The 18,516-nt window shown below is 73.6% G+C and carries 19 protein-coding genes; 13 read left to right on the forward strand and 6 right to left on the reverse strand.

The window, feature by feature from the left end; all coding sequences use genetic code 11:
- The first annotated feature begins 152 nt into the window (after positions 1 to 152).
- The 3 genes from ACIQWA_RS05545 (at position 153) to ACIQWA_RS05555 (ending at position 1,191) form a co-directional block, all read left to right on the forward strand.
- Entirely contained in the window at positions 153 to 335 is a 183-nt protein-coding gene (locus ACIQWA_RS05545) for a DUF397 domain-containing protein (protein ID WP_402478491.1), read from the forward strand.
- Between the two features lie 63 nt (positions 336 to 398).
- Positions 399 to 599 carry a DUF397 domain-containing protein gene (locus ACIQWA_RS05550; RefSeq protein ID WP_402478494.1) on the forward strand — a complete coding sequence of 67 codons (201 nt, stop codon included), beginning with the start codon at positions 399 to 401 and terminating at the stop codon, positions 597 to 599.
- Positions 600 to 711: 112 nt separating this feature from the next.
- Positions 712 to 1,191 (forward strand): RICIN domain-containing protein, encoded by a 480-nt coding sequence (locus tag ACIQWA_RS05555; protein ID WP_402478497.1) that lies wholly within the window; start codon positions 712 to 714, stop codon positions 1,189 to 1,191.
- 130 nt (positions 1,192 to 1,321) lie between these two features.
- Here the strand turns inward: ACIQWA_RS05555 and ACIQWA_RS05560 are convergent, their stop codons facing one another.
- Positions 1,322 to 2,314: an Lrp/AsnC family transcriptional regulator gene (locus tag ACIQWA_RS05560; RefSeq protein ID WP_402478500.1), complete on the reverse strand. Its 993-nt coding sequence runs from the start codon at positions 2,312 to 2,314 to the stop codon at positions 1,322 to 1,324.
- A 285-nt stretch (positions 2,315 to 2,599) separates the two neighbouring features.
- Between ACIQWA_RS05560 and ACIQWA_RS05565 the strand changes: the two genes are divergently transcribed.
- The 3 genes from ACIQWA_RS05565 (at position 2,600) to ACIQWA_RS05575 (ending at position 5,726) form a co-directional block, all read left to right on the forward strand.
- Positions 2,600 to 4,171, forward strand: a complete 1,572-nt coding sequence (locus tag ACIQWA_RS05565; RefSeq protein WP_402479691.1) for an MFS transporter — start codon at positions 2,600 to 2,602, stop codon at positions 4,169 to 4,171.
- 164 nt (positions 4,172 to 4,335) lie between these two features.
- On the forward strand, positions 4,336 to 5,355 hold the full coding sequence (locus tag ACIQWA_RS05570) for a hypothetical protein (RefSeq protein WP_402478503.1): 1,020 nt from the start codon (positions 4,336 to 4,338) through the stop codon (positions 5,353 to 5,355).
- Positions 5,356 to 5,555: 200 nt separating this feature from the next.
- Positions 5,556 to 5,726 (forward strand): hypothetical protein, encoded by a 171-nt coding sequence (locus ACIQWA_RS05575; RefSeq protein WP_402478505.1) that lies wholly within the window; start codon positions 5,556 to 5,558, stop codon positions 5,724 to 5,726.
- 60 nt (positions 5,727 to 5,786) lie between these two features.
- On the opposite strand, the gene ACIQWA_RS05580 is transcribed toward ACIQWA_RS05575, so the two are convergent.
- Positions 5,787 to 6,083 (reverse strand): DUF1330 domain-containing protein, encoded by a 297-nt coding sequence (locus tag ACIQWA_RS05580; RefSeq protein WP_360243617.1) that lies wholly within the window; start codon positions 6,081 to 6,083, stop codon positions 5,787 to 5,789.
- Between the two features lie 374 nt (positions 6,084 to 6,457).
- Here ACIQWA_RS05580 and ACIQWA_RS05585 point away from each other — a divergent pair, with 374 nt between their 5' ends.
- On the forward strand, positions 6,458 to 7,081 hold the full coding sequence (locus ACIQWA_RS05585) for a hypothetical protein (protein ID WP_402478507.1): 624 nt from the start codon (positions 6,458 to 6,460) through the stop codon (positions 7,079 to 7,081).
- A gap of 165 nt (positions 7,082 to 7,246) precedes the next feature.
- On the opposite strand, the gene ACIQWA_RS05590 is transcribed toward ACIQWA_RS05585, so the two are convergent.
- The 3 genes from ACIQWA_RS05590 to ACIQWA_RS05600 form a co-directional block, all read right to left on the reverse strand.
- Complete coding sequence (locus ACIQWA_RS05590; protein WP_402478509.1) at positions 7,247 to 8,164, reverse strand: peptidoglycan-binding protein; 918 nt, start codon at positions 8,162 to 8,164, stop codon at positions 7,247 to 7,249.
- A gap of 62 nt (positions 8,165 to 8,226) precedes the next feature.
- Positions 8,227 to 8,607 carry a peptidoglycan-binding domain-containing protein gene (locus ACIQWA_RS05595; RefSeq protein ID WP_360243622.1) on the reverse strand — a complete coding sequence of 127 codons (381 nt, stop codon included), beginning with the start codon at positions 8,605 to 8,607 and terminating at the stop codon, positions 8,227 to 8,229.
- Between the two features lie 250 nt (positions 8,608 to 8,857).
- Positions 8,858 to 10,609 carry a 2-isopropylmalate synthase gene (locus tag ACIQWA_RS05600; protein ID WP_402478512.1) on the reverse strand — a complete coding sequence of 584 codons (1,752 nt, stop codon included), beginning with the start codon at positions 10,607 to 10,609 and terminating at the stop codon, positions 8,858 to 8,860.
- A gap of 195 nt (positions 10,610 to 10,804) precedes the next feature.
- Here ACIQWA_RS05600 and ACIQWA_RS05605 point away from each other — a divergent pair, with 195 nt between their 5' ends.
- The 6 genes from ACIQWA_RS05605 (at position 10,805) to ACIQWA_RS05630 (ending at position 17,627) form a co-directional block, all read left to right on the forward strand.
- The gene (locus ACIQWA_RS05605; RefSeq protein ID WP_402479694.1) at positions 10,805 to 11,494 is read left to right on the forward strand and encodes a FadR/GntR family transcriptional regulator; all 690 of its coding nucleotides are present in this window, start codon (positions 10,805 to 10,807) and stop codon (positions 11,492 to 11,494) included.
- 530 nt (positions 11,495 to 12,024) lie between these two features.
- Complete coding sequence (locus ACIQWA_RS05610) at positions 12,025 to 14,928, forward strand: nitrate- and nitrite sensing domain-containing protein (protein ID WP_402478515.1); 2,904 nt, start codon at positions 12,025 to 12,027, stop codon at positions 14,926 to 14,928.
- A complete protein-coding gene (locus ACIQWA_RS05615; protein ID WP_402478517.1) occupies positions 14,925 to 15,371 on the forward strand; it encodes a roadblock/LC7 domain-containing protein in 447 nt (148 codons plus the stop codon). Before ACIQWA_RS05610 ends, ACIQWA_RS05615 begins: the two co-directional genes overlap by 4 nt.
- A 104-nt stretch (positions 15,372 to 15,475) precedes the next feature.
- Complete coding sequence (locus tag ACIQWA_RS05620) at positions 15,476 to 15,841, forward strand: DUF742 domain-containing protein (RefSeq protein ID WP_360243681.1); 366 nt, start codon at positions 15,476 to 15,478, stop codon at positions 15,839 to 15,841.
- Between the two features lie 3 nt (positions 15,842 to 15,844).
- Complete coding sequence (locus ACIQWA_RS05625) at positions 15,845 to 16,456, forward strand: GTP-binding protein (RefSeq protein ID WP_402478520.1); 612 nt, start codon at positions 15,845 to 15,847, stop codon at positions 16,454 to 16,456.
- Positions 16,457 to 16,493: 37 nt separating this feature from the next.
- Positions 16,494 to 17,627 (forward strand): FAD-dependent monooxygenase, encoded by a 1,134-nt coding sequence (locus ACIQWA_RS05630; RefSeq protein WP_402478522.1) that lies wholly within the window; start codon positions 16,494 to 16,496, stop codon positions 17,625 to 17,627.
- A gap of 113 nt (positions 17,628 to 17,740) precedes the next feature.
- Here ACIQWA_RS05630 and ACIQWA_RS05635 read toward each other — a convergent pair whose 3' ends face one another.
- A complete protein-coding gene (locus tag ACIQWA_RS05635) occupies positions 17,741 to 18,505 on the reverse strand; it encodes a serine hydrolase (RefSeq protein ID WP_360243639.1) in 765 nt (254 codons plus the stop codon).
- Positions 18,506 to 18,516: the final 11 nt, after the last annotated feature.

Genomic DNA, 18,516 nt, shown 5'->3' on the forward strand with positions numbered 1-18,516 from the left:
ACTCCAAGGACAAGAGCGGCCCCCAGCTGGCCTTCGAGCCGGCCGCCTGGCAGGCCTTCGTGACGTTCGCCGCCACCACCGAGGTCTGACCGATCCCCCTCAGCGGCCCACCACCTACCCGGCGGCGGGCCGTTGGCGTACCGTCAGATGCCATGGAACTCGTCTGGTTCAAGAGCAGCTACAGCAGCAACGAGGGCGGCGCCTGCGTCGAGGTTGCAGAGGCTCCCGGTACCGTCCACGTTCGTGACTCCAAGGACAAGAGCGGCCCCCAGCTGGCCTTCGAGCCGGCCGCCTGGCAGGCCTTCGTGACGTTCGCCGCCACCACCGAGGTCTGACCGATCTCCCTCAACGGCCCACCACCTACCCGGCGGCGGGCCGTTGGCGTACCGTCAGATGCCATGGAACTCGTCTGGTTCAAGAGCAGCTACAGCGGCAACGAAGGTGGCGAGTGCGTCGAGGTCGCCGAGACCACCACCACCGTCCATGTCCGTGACTCCAAGGACAAGAGCGGCCCCTGCCTCAGCTTCACCCCCGCCGCCTGGCAGGCCTTCCTCACCCTCGCGACCACCACGGCTGCGCCGTCCCAGCGAAACGCCTGAACCACTTGGCCTACCCCCATCGAGTCGTCCACAAACGACCCGCCTCCCACCCCTAGCTTCTCGGCCGGGCAGGCCCATCCGGGTCCGCCGACCCCTTGAGCTAGGAGAAGCAGTGCGCATCACTCAGAAGGCCGTCGCCACCCTCGCGGCGGCCGCCTCCCTCGCCGGTGTCGCCGTCCTGAACTGCGACACGGCCACCGCTGCCGTCCCGGTCACCGCTTCCCTCCAGGTCCAGAGCGACTACAACAACCTGGACGAGTACCTCGGAAGCGACGTCTGGACCCGCGACCCCGGCCTCACCTACCAGGCCTGGGTCCTCACCCCGCTCGGCAACGGCACCTTCACCATCAAGGGCACCCACTACGGCAAGTGCCTCGCGGCCATCGGCCCCGGCAAGGCCGTCACCCAGCAGGCCTGCGATGCGAGCGACCTCGCCCAGCGGTGGATGGTCGAGCCGAGCGTGGACGCCACCGCCATCGCCAGCGTGAAGTACCTGGACTACGTCCTCCAGGCCAACGGGCAGGACCAGCGCGTCACCACCGAGCTGTCGATCGGCTCCCCGAACCAGCAGTGGACCGCCTACGTGAAGTAGTGGCACCCGGCCCCGGCCCGCCGCGCCCACCGGCAGGCCGGCGCCGCAGCACCGGCCATCCCAGCACCGGTCATCCCAGCACCGGTCATCCCAGCACCGGTCATCCCAGCACCGGCCACCCGAGCACCGGTCACCCCAACGCCGGGTGGATCAGCCGGCCGTGGTGGATCAGCGAGGCGGCCTGCTTGAGGCGGCGCACGCGGACGCTGATCTCGTAGCCGCGGATGCCGTCGATCCGGGCGAGGCGGTCGCTCAGGTAGCGGTAGAAGTCCGGGGTGTCCTTGCAGAACACGACCACCATGATGTTGTGCCGGCCGCTGACGGCCGCGGCGAAGGCGACCTCGTCGTGTCGGCTGATCTCCTCGCCGATCCGTTGCAGCCCGGACAGGTCGACCTGGAGCCAGAGGGTGGCGTTGAGTTCGTAGCCGAGCCGCTCCGGCAGGGTGTCGACGTCGAAGACCAGGGAGCCGGAGGCCTCCAGGGCCTCCAGGCGGCGGGCGACCCGGGCCTTGGACCAGCCGGTGACCTCGGCGAGGCGGGTGTGGGAGGCGCGGCCGTCCTCGGCCAGGGCGGCCAGCAGGGGGAGGTCCTCGTCGGTCGGGGTGAGCGGGGGGCCGACGGGCTCGGGGTGCTCCCCGGCGAGCCGGCGGACCTGCTCCTCGGTGAGGGAGCCCTCGCCGCCGGTCCAGCCGGCCGCGCGCTCGGGCCCGAAGGGGTGGATGAGCAGGTCGACGCTCATGTCGAGGACGGAGGCCGCCTTGGGGAGCTGCCGCAGCAGGACGTCGTCGCGGCCGGTGCCGGCCGGTGAGCGGATGATGCAGTTGATCTCCGACCCGCCGGAGGCGATGCCCACGTAGGCGACGTCAGGCCTGCGGGCGAGGGACTCGGCGAGCGGCCCCACGGCGTCGGGGCGGCAGCGCAGACGGGCGATCCACTCGGCCCGACCGTGGGCGGCCGGGCTGCTCAGGCCGACAACCCGCAGGACCCCGCTGCGGCGCAGCGCGGCGTACCGGCGCGCCACGGTCTGCTCGGACACCCCGATGACCTCGGCGAGGCGGCGGAAGGGGACCCGCGGTCCGTAGTGGAGTCCGTGGATGATCTTGCGGTCCAGGGCGTCAGGCATGGCGGAATCATCACACGGGCACCACCAGGATGGATGTTTCGCAACGTCTTCCGAGATCGTTCGGAGATCCGAGGCCCGCCGGGGTGAAGCTGGTCGGCGGCTCCGCGGTCGAGCGGCGGCCGGTGGGGGCCGCGCGGCCCGGCCGGTGCGCCCGGCCCGTGAGCGGGCGCGCGCCGGACACGGCGGCGCTCTCATCGCCGCAGGCGCCCCGTACGGGCACCTGCGCACCCGGTGCCCGTACGGCACCCTCCGCAGCCGAAGGAAGACTCAGTGAACTCCGCAACGATGCCAGGCGGCCCCAGGACCGGACGGGGCGTCACCCTCGTCATGGCCTGCCTGGGCGTCTTCGTCGCCTACCTGCCCGTCACCACCGTCTCCGTCAGCCTGCCCGCGATCCAGCGGGCGCTCGGCGCGACCACCGCCCAACTGTCCTGGGTGTCGGACGCGTTCGTGCTGCCGATGGCCGCGCTGATCCTGACCACCGGCGTGGTCGGCGACGTCCACGGCCGCAAGCGGGTGTTCCAGACGGGCATGGCGCTGTGCGCGGTGGGCGCGGCGGTCTCGCTGGGCTCCGACTCCGTCCAGGTCCTGTGGGCCGGGCAGGCCGCCTCCGGCCTCGGCGCGGCCGCGCTGCTGCCCACCACGCTGGCGCTGATCAGCCACGCCGTGCCCGACCACCGGGAGCGCGGGAAGTTCATCGGGCTGTGGGCGATGTCCCTGCTGGCCTCGCTGGCCGTGGGCCCGCTGATCGCGGGCGTACTGCTGGAGCACGTCGCCTGGCGCTGGATCTTCCTGCTGCCCGTCCCGGTGTCGCTGGTCGTGCTGGTCGTCGCCGCGTTCCTGCTGCCCGACTCGCGCGCCCCGCACGGCCGTCGGCTCGACTGGCCGGGCCAGATCGGCGCGGCCGTGGCCGTCACCGCCGTGGTCTACGGCGTCATCGAGGGCGGCGCGAACGGCTTCGGCGAGCCCGCCACGGTGGCCGCCCTGGTGCTGGGCACGCTCGCCGCCGCGGTGTTCGTCGTCGTGGAGCGGCGCAGCGCCAGCCCCATGATCGACCCCGCCCTGTTCCGCAGCCCGGCCTTCACCGCCACCTCACTGGTCGCCATGATCAGCTTCCTGGGGCTGATCGGCTTCTTCTTCGTGCTCAGCCTGTACTTCGGCCTGGTGCAGCACCTGACCACCCTCCAGGCGGCCCTGCGGATGGTCATGGTGACCGGGGCGTCGCTGGCCGCCAGCCTGCCCGTCGGGCGCCTGATGCACCGGGTGTCCGCCCGGGTCCTGATCACCACCGGACTGGTCGTCACGGCGGGCTCGCTGCTGTCGCTGACCAACCTCGACGCCCACACCTCCTTCGGCTCGATCGCCTGGCGGCTGCTGCTGCTCGGGCTCGGCCTGGGCGCGGTGCTCACCCCGATGACCGCCACCGCCGTCTCCGCCGTCCCGCACCACCTGGCGGGCATGGCCGCGGCCGGCAACAACGCCTTCCGCCAGGTCGGCGGCGCCCTCGGCCCGGCCGTCCTCGGCGCGCTGCTGACCACCCGGGCCGTGGACGCGCTGCCCGGCCGGCTCGCGGACACCGGGGTGCCGGCCACGACCGCCGGGCACGTCGTCGACGTCGCCCGCGAGCAGGGCCTCGGCGCCGTCGCCGGACTGGACCTCGGCCCGGCCACCGGCCAGGCCCTGACGGCGCTCAGCGGCTCCTTCCTGGACGGCCTGCGGCTCTGCGTGGTCGTCGCGGCCTCGCTCGCCCTGCTGGCCGCCCTCGCCTGCGCCGTCCTGCTGCGCCCGGCGCCGCCCCGGAGCCCGGCGGCGCGCACCGCGCCGGCCGCCGAGCGGGAGCCGGTTCCCGCTCCCTGACGCCCCTAACGCCCCTGACGCCCCGTGACGCTCTGTGGCGGGCCCCCGCCACCGGCATCGCCACCGCCACCGTCACCGCCTCCGCCACCGGCAGCCCCTCGGGTTGTCGGTGGCACGTGTTAGGAAGGGTGTGCACCAACGGACGTGATGGACGGGGAACTGTTGTGGGGTGGATCGAGACCGACGCTTCGACACCGGCTCCGAAGCGCTGGGAGGGCTGGGAGGGCTGGGCGGGCTGGGCGGGCACGCTGCCCGAGCGCGAGGACGTGCGCCCGGTCGTGGCCGCGATACCGCGGATCGTCAAGGACGACCTGCGCTACGACGCGGTGCCCTGGGCCCGGTTCGACCACGCCTACGGCTCCGCCCAGGACGTCCCCGGCCTGCTGGAGAGCGTCCGCCTCGGTGACGCGAAAGCCTCCGAGGGGGCTCTGACCACACTGTGGAACAGCCTTGCCCACCAGGGCGGTACCTCCACGGCCGGCGCCCTGGCCGTCCCCTTCCTGCTGCGCATCGCCTTCGCCCACCCCCGGCACCGCGCTTCGCTGGTGCGGCTGACGGCGGCGGTGGCGCACCGGATGCCGTGGGGCGACGGGACGCGTGGCGGCCTGCTGCGCGTCGGCCTCCCGGCGGACCGGCCGCGGTACGAGCCGGCCGGCAGCCTGGCCAACTGGTCGATCGAGGCGGCCCGTTCGGCCGTGGCCGCGGACGCGGCGCTGCTGCTCCACCTGCTGGACGACCCCGACCCGGAGGTCCGCCACGCCGTCGCCCACGCCTCAGCGGTCGTCCCGCCCCCGGCGCCCGTGGTCGCGGCCGTGCTGCACGGGCGCCTCGCCGTCGAGGACGACCCGGCGGTGCGGGCCTCCCTCGTCCTGGCTATCGGCCAACTCGCCTGGGAGACACGCGAACCGGAGACCACCGCGACCATGCACGCCTGGTGGCGGGACGCGGCCCGCCCGCCGGAGGTCCGGGTCAGCGCCGCCCTCGCCTGGCTCTGCCTGACCGACGACTCGATACCCGCCGACCTCGACGCCTTCCTCGACACCACCGTCACCGACGACCTGGTGGAACTCCTCGCCGTCGTCCCCTGGCTGGACGCCGTCGAGGACCTCGACAAGCGCAACGGGCTGTTGGTCTGCCTGCACCAGATGCACCATCCTGAGGACTTCGCCTGGTTCGCCGACTGACCCGAGCGGCCGGGACCACCACCGGGGAGGAACGACGGCATATACGAATCCGAGCAGGCCTGGCGTGAGGTCGACGCCTACTTCGTCGACACCCTCGTCCCCGAGGACGACGCGCTGGTGCGGGCCCGGCGGTCCGGCGCGGCGACGACGATGCCGCAGGCCGAGGTCACCGCGAACCAGGGGAAGCTGCTGGCCCTGCTGTGCGGGATGAGCGGCGCCCGGCGGGTGCTGGAGTTCGGCACGCTGGCCGGTACAGCACCATCTGGCTGGCCCGCGCCGTCGGCGCGGACGACCGCCTGGAGGCCACGGCGCTCCAGACGGTCGGCTCCAAGGGCTGGGACGACGTCACCGTCGTCCGCCGGGTGCGGTAGCCCCGGCGCGGTAGCCCGGACGGAGAGGGCCCGGACGGAAAGGGCCCGGATCGTAAGGGCTCAGAGGGCGGGCACGATCATCGCCGTGAACGGGACGGTGGCCGCCAGGCGCTCCTCCAGCAGCTCCCGGTAGGCGTCCGACTCGTAGGCGGCGTGGGCCTGTTCGGCGTCGGCGAAGCGCAGCACCACGGTGTGGCTGCCGCCGGGCGGGCGACCGCCCTCGCCCAGGTGGACCGTCCGGTCGGTGCTGGCGACCAGCTCCGCGGGGCCCAGCAGGACGGCGGCGGCGCCCTGGCGGTAGGCCTCCAGGCGCTCGGGGTCAGTGACGTCGTAGTTCAGGATGAGCAGGGCGGACACGTCGGCTCCTCGTCAACCGTTCGAAGGGGCCGGCCCGGCGGACGGCCCGTACCCCAGTGTCCGCCGTGACCGACGGCGCCCTGCGGGCGGGGTCCACCGGAGGGCGGGGCCAGGGCGGGGCCCGGCCTGATCCACAAGACCCGCCCTGGGTACAGAACTTCCGGGCACTGGCCTCGATCCGCTCGTCCTTGTCGATCGGACGGCCGTGGCTCATCGCTTGGTGCGTGGACCAGTCCCCTCTCTTCCATCATCAGCGTGCCGCGATGCAAGAACAAGACTGCGATTTTCAGGCCGAGACCGGGACCATGGCTCGCATGGCCTCCCCTTTCCCGCACACCGGGACGCGTAGAGAAGTGGCTGCTCTGCTGATACACGTGCGCTGGATCGCCGGCGGCACGGGCGCCGGCAAGAGCACGCTGGCCCGGGTCCTGGCCGACCGACACGACCTCGCGGTGTACGACGGCGACCGTGCGGAACACGGCTGGCTGGCGCGCTGCACGCCGCAGCGGCACCCGCGCCTGTCGGCCCTGCGCGAAGCGCCCCCGGGCGACATGTGGCGGGGCCGCACCCCGCGTGAGGTGTTCCAGGCGATGCCGGGCCTGCACGGAGAGACCGCCGGCTTCCTTGTCGACGACCTGCTCGCGATGCCCCGCGACCGCGTCATCCTGGTCGACTACTTCGGGATCCTGCCCGTTCACCTCGGACCGCTGCTGGGGCGGCCCGACCGAGCCGTCTTCCTCCTGCCCACACCCCGGTTCCGGCGGAACGCACTCGCCGCGCGCTACGCGGATCCGGCCCGTGCGCGCGCCAACTGGGGTAGCAGTGACCTCGAAACCACGCTCGCCAAACGCCTCGGACGCGATGCCCTCTGGGATGAGGAGGTCCGCAGGCAAGCGGACAGGTACGGGCTCGACACCATCACGATCGACGGCGGAGTTCCCGTCACCGACCTGGCCGGTCAGGTGGCAACACGGTTCGGACTGCTTTCCGGGGCATGAGGCCGAGTCCCGCACACGCACCGCGTTCCCGGGGCCCGGGGCCCGGGGCCCGGGGCCCGGGGCCCGGGGCCCGGGGCCCGGGAACGCGACGGGGCGGGGCCACCGGAGGAAGTCCGGTGGCCCCGCCGCCGCAGGGTGCGCCGCTCAGGAAGCGCTCCGCGGGCGTCAGTTCATGAAGGTGACGTCCCAGTGGCTGCCCTCGTTGGCGTAGATGTTGCCGGAGGGGGCGGTCCACAGGTCGGCGCCGTCGCCGCGGGTGCCGCTGTGCGAGAAGTTGCCGTGGATGTAGTTGGTGATGCAGCTCGTCATGCCGAAGTCCAGCTTGTAGCCGGTGCCGTGGCTGTAGGTGCCGCTGGCGTGGCCGGTCTCGGTGCCACCGGTGATGTTCAGCGCGCAGTTGCTGGCGTGCTTGAAGTTGACGGCGCCGTCGGCCGAGGCGCGGCGCAGGCCGTCGAAGGAGGTGCAGCTGCTGTTGGTGCGGTCCGAGCAGTTGCCCGAGGAGGACCAGGTGATGCCGGCGGCCGAGAACATCGAGGCGACCTGCGACTGGGTCAGCTTGTCACCGCTACCGCCGCCGGAGCCGCCGGTGCTGCCGCCACCGCCGAGCAGGGCGGCCCAGGTCGCCGGGCCGGCGATGCCGTCGACCGGGTTGAGGCCGGCGGACTGCTGGAAGCTGCGGACCTTGCTGTCGGTGCCGGAGCCGAAGGCGCCGTCGACGTTGAGGCCGGCGCCGTGGGCGTTCAGCTGGACCTGGAGGGCCTTGACGGCGTCGCCGTTGTCGCCGTTGCGGACGGTGACGATCAGCTTGGACCAGGTGTCGCCGCCGACGATGCCGTCGACCGGGCTCAGGCCGTTGGCGCTCTGGAAGCTCTTGACCTTGTCCTCGGTGCCGGGGCCGAAGGCACCGTCGGCGCCGGTCGCGAACCCGCGGGCGGACAGCAGGTACTGGACGGTGGTGACGTTGTCACCGTGGTCACCGTTGCGGACCAGGGGCCAGCTCGCGGCCTGGGCGGCCGGAGCGACGAGCACGGCCGCGACCAGCGCGGCGAACATCGCGGCGATGATGGCCGGGATGCGCTTCATTGACGAATTCCTCACTGAGTGCGGGAGGGGGAGGGAAGGAGAAGCGGAGTGGGGCCGGCCCGTCAGGTGGGCATGTTCTCCCAGCAGGTGTTGCCCCAGTCGTGCTCGTTGTGGACGATGATCTCCATCATCGCGGAGCCGGTGTTGTGGCCGACGATGCCGTCGACGTCGAGCGACCAGCCCGCCTTGGCGGTGTTCGTCCGCTGAAACTGCATCACGGCGTCCTTGGTGTGCTGGCCGAAGATGCCGTCGACCTTGAGGCCGGCGTGCACGTTCGAGTCGTTCAGCGCCATCTGGACGCACTTGACGCCGATCCCGGTGTCGTACATGGAGATGTCGCCGGCCGTGGAGCTGGCGCTGGCCGTACCGCCCAGCGCGACGAACGCGAGTCCTGCGGAGGCCGCGACCACTGCGGCGCGCTTGAACGAGGATGGCTTGAACACTGGTGGGGTCTCCCGGGGTGGGGTGCGCAGGCCGTGACCGGCCGCTTTCGACCCGACCGACGCTAGGAGCCGCTGACGGCGTCCCGCTAGCGCTTCCCCGTCCCTGGGACGCCGCCCGCCCCGGGAACGCCTGCGGCCCGGGCTCCCCGGGCGTCCCAGGGATGCTCCGCACGGCAACGGCCCACCGCCGGGACGGCGGTGGGCCGTGACGGCCTCAGCCGTCAGCCCTCACCCCGTCAGCCGTCAGCCCTCAGCCGCCAGCCGCCGAGGGCGGCACGACGGCCATCGCCGTGCCGGGGACGGCCCCTGCGGACACCCCGCGTTCGGCGGCACTCAGCACCGCCCGTACGCCCGCTGTGAGCACCGAGGCGTCGCGTCCGACGCCCCAGACCACCGCGCCGTCGCCCGCCCGCGCCTCGACGTAGGCGATCGCGTCCGGGCTGCCCCCGACCTTGTGCTCGGTGAAGGAGAGCACCTCCACCCCCACCGCGTCCGCGACGGCGTCCACCGGCCCGGCGCCGCTGCCCGGGCGGCCGTCCACCTCGGCCCGGCCGCCGTCGACCCGCCAGGTGCGGGCGGCGCCGGCGTCCAGGTACTCGGCCCGGAACAGCGCGTACAGCTCCTCGCCGGTCACCTCCCGCCCGCTGTCGTCGGTGGCCTCCTGGACGACCCGGGCGAACTCGATCTGCAGCCGCCGGGGCAGTTCCAGTCCGGCGGCGCTCTGCAGCAGGTAGGCGATGCCGCCCTTGCCGGACTGGCTGTTGACCCGGATCACCGCCTCGTAGTCGCGCCCGAGGTCGGCCGGGTCGATCGGCAGGTACGGCACCGACCAGGGCGCCTCCCGTTCGGGCAGGCCGAGTTCGGCGGCGGTCCGCGCGTGCCGGGCGAAGCCCTTCTTGATGGCGTCCTGGTGGGTGCCGGAGAAGGCGGTGTGCACCAGGTCCCCCGCGTAGGGGTGGCGCTCGTGCACGGGCAGCCGGTTGCAGTGCTCGACGGTGCGCCGGATCGTGTCGATGTCGGAGAGGTCGAGCATCGGGTCGACGCCCTGGGTGTGCAGGTTGAGCGCCAGGGTGACCAGGTCGACGTTGCCGGTGCGCTCGCCGTTGCCGAACAGGCAGCCCTCGACCCGCTGGGCGCCGGCCAGCACGGCCAGTTCGGCGCAGGCGACGCCGGTGCCCCGGTCGTTGTGGGGGTGGACGGAGAGGATCACGGAGTCGCGCCGGGCCAGGTGGCGGTCGACGTACTCGATCTGGTCGGCGTAGACGTTGGGGGTGGCGATCTCGACGGTGGCCGGCAGGTTGTGGACCACGGGCCGGTCGGGGCTCGCGTCCCACAGCTCGGTCAGGCCGTTGCAGACCTCCAGCACGTAGTCCGGTTCGGTCAGGTTGAACACCTCGGGCGAGAACTGGAACCGCAGGCCGTCCCGGCCCTCGCCGAGCCGGGCCATCCGCTCGGCGGCCGCGGTGATCAGCGCCCGCAGCTCGGCCCGGTCCTTGCCGAGGACGACGTCCCGCCACAGCGGCGCGGTGGCGGTGTAGAGGTGGACGACGACGCGCGGCAGGCCCTGGACGGCCTCGAAGGTGCGGTCGATCAGGTCGGCCCGGGCGGCGGTGAAGACGACCACGGTGACGTCCTCCGGCACCGCCCCGGGCGTCTCGGCGAGCCGGCGCACGAACTCGAAGTCGGTGCGGCTGGCGGAGGGGTAGCCGACCTCGATCTCCTTGAAGCCCATGGCCAGGAAGAGGTCGAACATCCGCTGCTTGCGTGCCGGGTCCATCGGTTCGGCGAGCGCCTGGTTGCCGTCGCGCAGGTCGACGGGCACCCAGAGCGGGGCCCGCTCGATCCGGCGGCCGGGCCAGCGGCGCAGCAGGGCCGGCACCGGGACCCGCTCGTGGGCGGGGCGGTAGCGGTGGGAGGGCATGGCGCCGCCGCGCTGGGGGTTCCAGGCGGGGGCGTCGGCCGGGGTGGGGCCGGCGGGGGCGTGCAGGGTCGGGAAGCGCATCGGGTGTCCTCGGGGGTCCTCGACTCGGGTACCGGAACCGGGCTGGTTCCGGAGACCGGCAGGACGGCGCCCCGCAGCGGGGTGCCGGTCAGGTCACGCCCCGCTGCGGCCACCAAGAAGGAGAGCGCTCCACGGCTGCATGCCGGGTAGAGTAACCATGACCGAAGTCCTCAGACAACCTGACAGGTGACGACGATGCCCCCGCTCCGCCCCTCCCACCTCGCCGCCCAGGCCGCCGAACTGATCGAGCGGCGGATCCGGTCGGGCGACTGGCCGGTGGGCGGCCGGCTGCCCGGCGAGGTCGCGCTCGCCAAGGAGCTGGGCGTCGGCCGCTCCACCGTCCGGGAGGCGCTGCGCACCCTCGCCGCGGCCGGGATGGTGCACGCCCGCCAGGGCGCCGGGGTGTTCGTGACGGCCGACCGCCCGACCGCCGGGGACTGGGCCACCCGACTGCGCGCCGCCGAGCTGGCACACGTCTACGAGGTGCGGACGATGGTCGAGGTGCAGGCCGCCCGGCTGGCCGCCGAGCGCCGTACGGAGACCGACCTGGCCGCCGTGGACGCCGCGCTGGCCGCTCGCCTGGCGGCCGGCGGGGCGGACGACACGGTCTTCGTGGACGCCGACATCGCGCTGCACACGGCGATCGTGGCCGCCGCCCACAACCCCGTACTGGACGACCTCTTCGCCCAGTTCGCACCGGTGCTGCGGGAGCACCTGGTGGCCCTGGTCGGGCTGTTCGGGCTGCGCGAGGGGGATCCGAACCAGGGGTACGACTCGCACGCGGAGCTGGTACGGGCGCTGCACGAGGGCGATCCGGCGGCGGCGGGGCGGGTGCTGGCAGCGGAGCTGGAGTCGACGCGCTCGCGGCTGCTCAGCCCGCGCTGAACCCACGGGCGGGCGGCACCCGTTAAACCCACCGGCGAGTGGTCCCCGTTGAACCCACCGACGGCCGGCACTCGCCGAGGCCACCAGCGAGCGGCCCTCGCCGAAGCCACCGGCGGGCGCAGGCGGTCTTCCGGAGCGTGCGTCACACAGTTTTCACACCACGGCCACCCAACGGCTCCGGCTGCGGGCGACACTGTGTCAGGCAGGAGCAGACCCGGCTGCTTCGGACACAAACGGTCAACGCGGGGGCGACATTGTGTCCAGCTGGTGCACAAGCACCGCGCAGGTGGCGCACGGGCTTTCACTCCAATCACACGATATGACTAGTATCGCTTCGTCAGAAGCCCGTGCCCGGACGGCCTGCCCCTCACCGGTCGGCCGCCAGCCCCAAGGAGTCTGCTCTGCGCGCGCGTGCGAATCGGCGGCCCCCGACGCCGAAGGCCCCCCGCAGGCGTCCACGCCTGTCCCTGCGGACTGCCCTGCTCGTCCTGGCCGTCGTCCCCAGCCTGGCCCTGGTCGCCCTCTGGGCGGTGACCAGCGGTGAGACCGTCTTCGACTTCCAGCGCCAGGCCGCCCAGGGCATGCTCGCCCAGAAGGCCGGCCAGCCGTCCAACATCGTCTACTACAACCTCCAGGAGGAACGCCGGCTCAGCGCCGAGGCACTCGCCCGGCCCGGCGGCAACGCCGACCAGCTGCGCCACCAGCGGCAGCTGACCGACGACGCGGTGCGCCAGTTCCAGGCGCTGTCCGGCGAGACCGCCGACAACGCCCCCGACGACGTCCGCAGCGCCGTCGCCGAAGCCCGGCAGGCCATGGGCAAACTGGCCGAGGAACGGACCGCCGTCGACAAGGGCACCGTCGACCAGCAGGCCGTCTTCACCTACTACACCGATCTCATCGCCGTCGACCTGCGGCTGTTCACCGCGCTCAGCCACGTCGACGCGGGCGAGGTCACCTGGGTGTCCAAGACCCTGGTCAACTCCTTCTGGGCCAAGGAGATGCTGGCCCGCGAGGACGCCGTCCTGGCCCGCGGCTGGCCCACCGGCCGGCTCAGCACCGCCGACTACCAGCAGGTCCAGCAGCTGATCGGCGCCCAGGACCACCTGTTCACCGTCCAGGTCGTCCCGTACGTCCCGGACGGCGAGGCCGCCGCCTGGCACGACCTAATGAACAGCCCCGCCTGGCAGGCCAAGACCGCCGTCGAGCAGCAGCTCACCCGGCCCACCGCCGCCGAGTCCAACGGCACGGTCAAACTGCCCGCTGCCCAGGACCAGTGGCGCCAGGCCGTCGACCAGCTCAACCCCCAGCTGGTCAAGGCCATCGAGGCCCGCACCGGCGCCATCGTCGAGGTCGGCAAGGGCACCATCCTCGGCCTGCTCACCCGCGTCGTGCTGACCGCCGCGATCGGCCTGATCACCGTCGTCGCCGTGGTCATCGCCTCCTGGCGGCTCAGCCGCTCGCTGCGCCGCCGCATCAAGGAACTCCACACCCAGGCCGAGGAGATGGAGCGCACCCTGCCCGAGGTGGTCGACCGCCTCGGCCGCGGCGAACAGGTCGACACCGAGGCCGCGAGCCGCGCCGTCACCACCGGCGAGCACGGCAACGGCACCGACGAACTCGCCCGCCTCGGCCAGGCCCTCAACCTGGCCCGCTCCGCCGCCCTGGAGGCCGCCGTCCGGCAGGCCGACCAGCACCGCGGCTTCGAGCGGCTGCTCCAGCGCATCGCCCGCCGCACCCAGCTGCTGATCGGCCGCCAGCTGCGCAAGCTCGACGAACTGGAGCGCAAGCACGAGGACCCGGAGGTCCTGGAGGGCCTGTTCGACCTCGACCACCTCACCGCCCGCCTGCGCCGCTACGAGGAGAACCTCGTCATCATGGCCGGCGGCCAGCCCCAGCGGCGCTGGCGCAAGCCCGTCCCGCTGCTGGACGTGCTGCGCTCCGCCCAGGGCGAGGTGCAGGACTACCGGCGGATCATGATCGACGTGGAGGGCCACCCCTGGCTCTCCGAGCGGGCCGTCGGGCCGGTCGCCCACGTGCTCGCGGAACTGATGGAGAACGCCACCACCTTCTCCAAGCCGCCCACCCCGGTCGAGGTCCGGGCCGCCATGGTCGGCCGCGGCCTCGCGGTCGAGATCGAGGACCGCGGCCTCGGCATGGATCCGGAACAGTACGACGCGGCCAACGAGCTGATGAGCCGCCCGCCGCGCACCGACGTGCTCGCCCGGGCCGACGACATCCGGCTCGGCTTCCACGTCGTCGCCCGGCTCGCCTCGCTCACCGGGCTCAAGATCGAGTTCCGGCCGTCCGCCTTCGGCGGCACCAGGGTGGTCGTGCTCGTCCCGGACGAGCTGGTCATCGACGGCGACGCCGGACTCCCGGACGCCGCTCCCGTCGAGCCCATCCCGCTGGTCCGGCGCTCCCGCCGGGCGGTGCGCTCCGCCTCCGACGAGGCGGCGCAGCCGGCCGTCGCGGTCGGGCCGCCGGTCGCACCGGTGCACTCCTTCGGGCCGCTGCCGGGCGGGGTCGGGGTCGGGGCCGGCGCGCCCGTCGGGGCCGGCGTCGGCGTGCCCGTCGGGACCGTCGCTCCGGCACAGTGCGTCGCCCCGGCCTTCCAGGAGCCGGGGCCGCTGGAAGCCCCGTTCCCGCAACCGCCGTTCCCGGCAGGACCGTTCGTGGAAGGACCGTTCCCGGCGCAGCTCCACCAGCTGCCGCACCAGCTGCCGCACCAGCTGCCGCACCAGCTGCCGCACGAGCAGCCACACGAGCAGCCGCAGGAGCAGCCGCAGCCGCCGCACGAGCAGCCGATCCAGCACAGCTCCCCCGTCGACCCGGCGCCGGCCTACGCCGCCGCCCCGGCCGGGGCGCAGCCCGCCACCGGCACCACCCCCGCGCCGGAAGCCCCCGCCTACCCGGACATCGCCTACGCCCGGGTCACCGAGGCCGAGGCCCCGTACGCCGACGAGCAGTACCGCCCGGCCGACCACTACCGGCTGGCCGAGCGGCGCCGGCACCGCGAGTACCCCTCCGCCGTGCCGGTGAGCCAGGTCGAGGGCGGACAGCCGCCGCTGCCCCAGCGCGTCCGCCAGGCCAGCCTGGCCGCCGAGCTGCGGGTGCCCCCGCCGACCCGGCAGGAGTGGGTCGACCCGGCCGCCGGGCAGCCCGCCGGCGCCCCGCCCCACCAGGCGGACCGGCCCGGCCCGGCGGAGCGCGCCGAACGGCCCGTCCGCCGCTCCGGCGCCGCCATCGGCGCCTTCCAGCGGCAGTCCCGCGCCGCCCGTGCCCAGGACAGCGGCGAGCACCCGCTGCCCGTCCGCCCCACCCCGCCGGCTCTCCCCGCCCTGCCCGCCGGTCCCCCCGCCCCCGCGTCGGCGCCCTCCCCCTGGGCCCTGCCGGCCGCGGAACCCCGAACCACACGAACGGATGACCAGTCATGAACCGCACGATCGCCACCCACCAGGACCTGGACTGGCTGCTGGACGGACTCGTCGACTCGGTGCCCGGGACCCGCAACGCCGTCCTGCTCTCCGACGACGGCCTCGTGGTCAGCCACTCCCGCACCATCGAGCGCGCCGACGCCGAGCGCCTCGCCGCCGTGGCCACCGGTCAGCAGTCGCTCGCCCGGGGCGTCGGCCAGCTCTTCGACGGCGGGCCGGTGCACCAGGTGATCGTCGAACTCGCCGAGTGCTGGCTGTTCGTCATCGCCGCCGCCCAGGGCACCCACCTGGCCGTGGTCGCCTCCCAGGAGGTCGACGCCGAGGTGATGTCCGTCGCCATGCACACCCTGGTGCAGCAGGTCGGCCAGAAGCTCACCACCCCGGCCCGTGCCGAGGGCGCCCCCGCGTCCTTCGACGTCTTCGCCTCCCGGAACCGGGGCTGACCGTGGTGGGGCCGCACACCGGCGAGGAGGACCCGCGGGCCCGCGGCCGGACGCCGCACTGGAGCGAACTGGAGGAGCCGTACGCCGAGGACGAGACCGGCGTCATGGTCCGCCCGTACACCATCACCCGCGGCCGGACCGCGCCCGAGCGCGACGACCTCACCCTGATCACCGTGCTCACCACCGCCGAGGAGGAGGCCGACGCGGCCCTGGCGCGGGGCAGCCGCGCCGGTGCCCGCGGCCTCCAGCCCGAGCACCGGCTGATCCTCGACCGCTGCCGGCGCCCGGCCGCCGTCGCCGAGGTCGCGGCCGGCCTGGACCTCCCGGTCTCGGTCACCAAGATCCTGCTGGGCGACCTCGTCGCCCAGGGCCTGCTGAAGGCCCGGGCGCCCCTCTCGGTCGCCCGTGCCGCCGGGGGCGTGGACCTCGGCCTGCTCACGGCCGTACGCGAAGGACTCCGGAGACTCTGAACGATGGCAACACCCCACTCCCCCGCACCCGTTGCCGCACCCGGCGCCGCACCCGCCGCGGCCCCCGCCGCGGTCAAGATCCTGATCGCGGGCGGCTTCGGCGTCGGCAAGACCACCCTGGTCGGCTCGGTCAGCGAGGTCACCCCGCTGCGCACCGAGGAGTACCTGACCACGGCCAGCGTCGGCGTCGACGACCTGGCCGGCGTCGACCAGAAGGACACCACCACCGTCGCCCTCGACTTCGGCCGGATCACCGTCAGCCCCGAGTTGGTGGTCTACCTGTTCGGCACGCCCGGGCAGGAACGCTTCTGGTTCATGTGGAACGACCTGGTCAACGGCGCCCTCGGCGGCGTCGTCATCGCCGACACCCGCCGGCTCGACACCAGCTTCGCCTCGATCGACTTCTTCGAGAGCCGCGGCATCCCGTTCGTGGTCGCCATCAACTGCTTCCACAACCACAACACCCGTACCCCGGAGGAGATCCGGTCCGCTCTCGACCTCGACCCGCAGGTCCCGATGCTGATCGGCGACGTGCGCGAGCGCGGCTTCGGCCGCGACCTGCTGCTCGCCCTGGTCGACCACCTGATGGACCTCGCCGCCGCCCCCGTCGGCTGAGCGCCCGCCCGAGCCCTGTCCTTTGGAGCACCCCTTCATGACCACACCCCTGCGCGTCCTCGTCCACGGCGGCGGCATCGGCGGCCTCACCCTCGCCACCGCCCTCGCCCGGCGCGGCCACCACGTCGACGTCGCCGAACTGCGCGACGAGCTGGAGGCCCTGGGCGTCGGCATCATCCAGCCGTCCAACGCCCTGCACGTGATGCGCGAGATCGGCGTGCTCGACGAGTGCCTCGCCGCCGGCTTCGAATGGGAGGTGCTGACCATCTGCGACCCGGCCGGCACCACCCTCGCCCAGATCCCCCAGCCCCGGATGGGCGACGCCCCCTCCAACAACGGCATACCGCGCCCCGCCCTGGCCCGGGTGCTGGCCGCCGCCGCCACCTCGGCCGGCGCCGGCCTACGCTTCGGGACCACGATCTCGGAGCTCACCGACGACGGCACCGGGGTCGAGGCCACCCTCACCGACGGCCACCACGACCGCTACGACCTGGTCGTCGGCTTCGACGGCATCGGCTCCCCGCTGCGCAGGCGGCTGTACGGGGACGCCTACGCCCCCGAGTACACCGGCTTCGCCAACTGGCGCGTCACCCTGCCCCGTTCGCCCGAGGTCAAGGGCGTGGTGATGTCCACCGGGAACCTCGCCGCCAAGGCGCTGCTCACCCCGATCAGCGAGGAACTGATGTACCTGGGCTCGGTGTTCGCCGAGGCCGAGGACTTCCGCCCGGACCCCGAGCGCGCCCACGAGCAGCTCCGGGAGCGTCTGGCAGGCTTCGGCGGCCCCATCGCCGAGGCCCTCGCCCAGGTCACCGACCCGGCCGCCGTGGTCTACTCCCGGATCTCCCAGGTCACCGTCGAGGAGCCCTGGCACGTCGGCCGGGTCGCCCTCGCCGGCGACGCCGCCCACGCCTCCACCCCGCACCTCGCCCAGGGCGCCGCGATGGCCGTCGAGGACGCCCTGGTCCTCGCCGAGAGCCTCGACGCGGCGCCCGACGTCCCGGCCGCCCTCACCGCCTGGGAGGCCCGCCGCCGCCCGCGCGCCATGTGGGTCCAGTCGATGTCCCGCGCCGTCCTCAAGCAGGAGACCGGCACCCCGACCACCCCGGAGGAGGACGAACTCCTCAAGATCGGCATCCCGGGCGCCGCCCACGTCCTCGTCCAGCCGTACTGAGTCCCAGCCGTACTGAGTCCCAGCCCTCCTGAGTCCCAGCCCTCCTGAGCCGCTGCCTCCGGACCCCGCGCGGGTGCTGCGCCCGCGCGGGGTGCGCAGCAGGCTGGTGGTGATCACGACCGGCGGGTGATCTCCTTGCGTCGCTGCCACACCGCCCGGGAGATCCGGGCCAGCAGCCGGGCCGCCGGATCGGTGCGGTCGCTGCCGTCCGCGAGCGGGCCGGTGTAGCAGACGGCGATCAGGTACGGCGGGCAGTCGTACGGGTGGACCAGGCCGACGCAGTGCCGGGCGCCGGGCACCCAGCCGTTCTTGAACGCGATCCGGGTGCCCGGCGGGATGCCGGCCGCGAGGTCGACCCGGAAGTCGTTGCGTTCCAGCAGCGCCAGCAACTCCGGCTCGTCGGCGAGCGAGTGCAGCAGGCGGACCAGATCGCGGGCGCTCACCCGGTTGTGCACGCCCGCCGCGCGCGCCGCGTAGTCCTCGATCCCGCGCGGGCTGGAGCTGCGGGTGGCCCCCGCCCGGCGCCACACCTCGGCCACCGTCCGCTGGTCGGTGCGGGCCAGGCAGAGGTTGGTGGCCAGGTTGGAGGAGTGGGTGATCATCCGCTCGGCCAGCAGCCGCAGCGGTACGTGGGTGCCCAGCAGCTCCCAGGGCAGCGGGTCGCTGTCCCAGTCGGGATCGTTGCCGAACTCCCCGCCCACCACGGACTCGAAGTGGTTCACCACCGGCACCTCGGCGTCGAGGTCCACCCCGCCGCGGGTCAGCGCCGCCAGTACCGCGACCTTCATCGTGCTCGCGGCGTCGTGCAGTTCGTCCGGCGCGCGCAGGAAGACCGGATCCGCGTCGCCCTCCCAGGGGGCCACCACCACAGACAGCATGGAGGAAGAGT

Source organism: Kitasatospora sp. NPDC098652, from assembly GCF_044760155.1.
Lineage (GTDB): Bacteria > Actinomycetota > Actinomycetes > Streptomycetales > Streptomycetaceae > Kitasatospora.